The sequence below is a fragment of the Cuspidothrix issatschenkoi CHARLIE-1 genome (genome assembly GCF_002934005.1).
GTDB classification, from domain to species: Bacteria; Cyanobacteriota; Cyanobacteriia; order Cyanobacteriales; family Nostocaceae; genus Cuspidothrix; species Cuspidothrix issatschenkoi.
Genome location: NZ_PGEM01000022.1, coordinates 1 through 2,399, shown reverse-complemented (window position 1 = coordinate 2,399; position 2,399 = coordinate 1). Strand labels below are relative to the sequence as shown.

Below are 2,399 nucleotides of genomic sequence, written 5' to 3'. Positions count from 1 at the left end.
GATTTTGTCTCCAGGATTTAATGCGCTTTTGGTGGGTAATTTACAACCAACAGAAGCAGGGAAAAATGACCGGGTAAATACCAGTTTGACATTTCATCCTGATGCGATCGCTTTATTTATATCGCAATTAGGCGAATTATTGAAATGTGATACCCACACTTGTCAAATTCTTGATCAATATCGTCGAGAGATTGCTGCTAATGATCCAACTTTGCAAAGTCAATTTACATTATTATTATTAGAATATTTTCTACCCCATTCTCTAGGCTCTATTAATATAGAATCTACCGCAATTTGTCAAGATGTAGAAGATAGTCTGAAAAAACAAATAGCCCAAGAGCAACTTTTAAACAGAGTTACTACACAAATTCGTAAAAGCCTAGATTTGTCCGTAACGATGAATAAGATATTAGCTCAAGTGCGTGAGTTTTTGGATTTAGACAGATTAGTAATTTATAAATTTGAATATACCAAATCTAAAGCAGAAAGTATATTAATTAATTCGCAAGTAAATATAGATACCAATTATGTGCCAAGAGGTTGTGTGATTTATGAAGTCTCTGCGAAAAAAGATATACCTTCAGTTTTAGATTATCAGGAAGAAAATTGCTTCCAACCTCATACACAATGTTGGCAAAAATACCGCCAAAGTTTTACATTAGCTGTTAATGATATTGAAGAAACATATCTTTTAGAAAATTGTTTATTAAATTTTCTACGAGAGGTTAAAGTTAGAGCTAAATTAGCAGTACCAATTATATTTGACAATAAGTTATGGGGATTGTTAATTGCTCATCAATGTTATATTCCCCGTGAATGGCATGAAAACGAGAAAAAATTACTAACTGCTATTGCGGAAGAATTAGCTATAACTATTAAGCAAACCGAGTTAATGCAATCTTTAACCCAAGAAAAACAAACTCTAGAACAAAGAGTCATTGAAAGAACAATTGCACTCAGGGAAGCCCTCATTGCTGCGGAAGCTGCTAGTCGGATTAAAAGTGAATTTCTAGCTACTATTAGTCATGAATTACTTACACCTTTAACCTATGTGATTGGGATGTCTTCTACATTATTAAGTTGGCCCTTGGGTGAATTAAGTACCAGACAAAGAAATTATTTACAAACAATTCATGATAGTGGTGAACATTTATTATCTATGATTAATGACATCCTGGATTTATCTCAAATTGAGGCAGGAAAAACAGTTTTACATATTTCCGATTTTTCCTTAATTAAAACAGGTCAAAATATCTTAGAATCTCTAAAAGAAAAAGCCAACAGTCAAAAACTCACCTTACAATTAGATTTACAAATTAATCCCACACAAGATAACTTTACTGCTGATGTCCATAGAGTTGAACAAATTCTCTGGAATTTATTAACTAATGCGATTAAATTTACTCCAGAAGATGGAACTGTCACTTTACGGATTTGGATAGAGGATAATACTGCTATTCTCCAGATAGAAGATACAGGTATTGGTATACCAGAAGAAAAATTACCACTATTATTTGAAAAATTCCAACAACTTGATACACCCTATCGCCGACGCTATGAAGGTACTGGCTTAGGTTTAGCATTAACTAAACAACTGGTAGAACTACATCGAGGTAGAATTGAAGTAGAATCTACCATGGGAATAGGTTCAATTTTTACTGTGTGGATACCAAAACAATTAAAAGTTATAAAAGTTAAAAATGACTAATTTAAGCAAAGGATTAATCGTTTCCTGTCAAGCACCCGTAAATTCTCCATTACATGATCCCTATGTAATTGCCGCTATGGCACAAGCCGCAGTTAATAATGGGGCTATAGGCGTAAGAATTGATACTCCTATCCATATTCAAGCAGTGGGAGAAAAGGTAGAAGTACCAATTATCGGACTATGGAAACAAATCATCACAGGTTCTGATGTATACATTACTCCCTTGTATGATCACGCTGTTGCTGTAGCCCAAGCCGGTGCAGATATTATTGCCATAGATGCCACTACCAGAAATCGTCCTGGTAATGAAAAGTTAATAGATATTATTACTTTAATTCACGAAAAATTAGAGAAGCCAGTTATGGCAGATGTAGATACTTATGAAGCGGCAAAATTAGCTATTGATGCTGGTGCAGATATTGTAGGAACAACTCTATTTGGATACACTGCCGCAACTCAAAACTATTCTCCTCCGGGTTGGGAATTACTCACCCAAATAGTAGAAAATCTGGATACCTTTGTAATTTGTGAAGGTGGTATTGCTTCCCCAGAAATGGCGAAAAAAGCCTTAGATTTAGGTGCTGATGCTGTTGTTGTCGGTGGTGCAATTACGGGGATTGATTTATTAGTTAAGGCTTTTCATTCGGCATTAGAAAATTAAAATGTTAGTAAGAATTCAGGTAAGGTAAAA

General features: G+C 34.5%; 2 protein-coding genes. Both read left to right on the top strand.

Going from position 1 to position 2,399, the window contains the following annotated elements:
- On the top strand, nt 1–1,708 hold a 1,708-nt coding region (locus CUN59_RS03030; RefSeq protein WP_104386442.1), incomplete at its 5' end, for a GAF domain-containing sensor histidine kinase.
- The gene (locus CUN59_RS03025) at nt 1,701–2,369 is read left to right on the top strand and encodes an N-acetylmannosamine-6-phosphate 2-epimerase (RefSeq protein WP_104386441.1); all 669 of its coding nucleotides are present in this window, start codon (nt 1,701–1,703) and stop codon (nt 2,367–2,369) included. The genes CUN59_RS03030 and CUN59_RS03025, both read left to right, overlap by 8 nt.
- Nucleotides 2,370–2,399: the final 30 nt, after the last annotated feature.

Bases quoted from the DNA above. Each gene is read 5' to 3' on its own strand.
- CUN59_RS03025 (WP_104386441.1), top strand. From the start codon at position 1,701: ATGACTAATTTAAGCAAAGGATTAATCGTTTCCTGTCAAGCACCCGTA.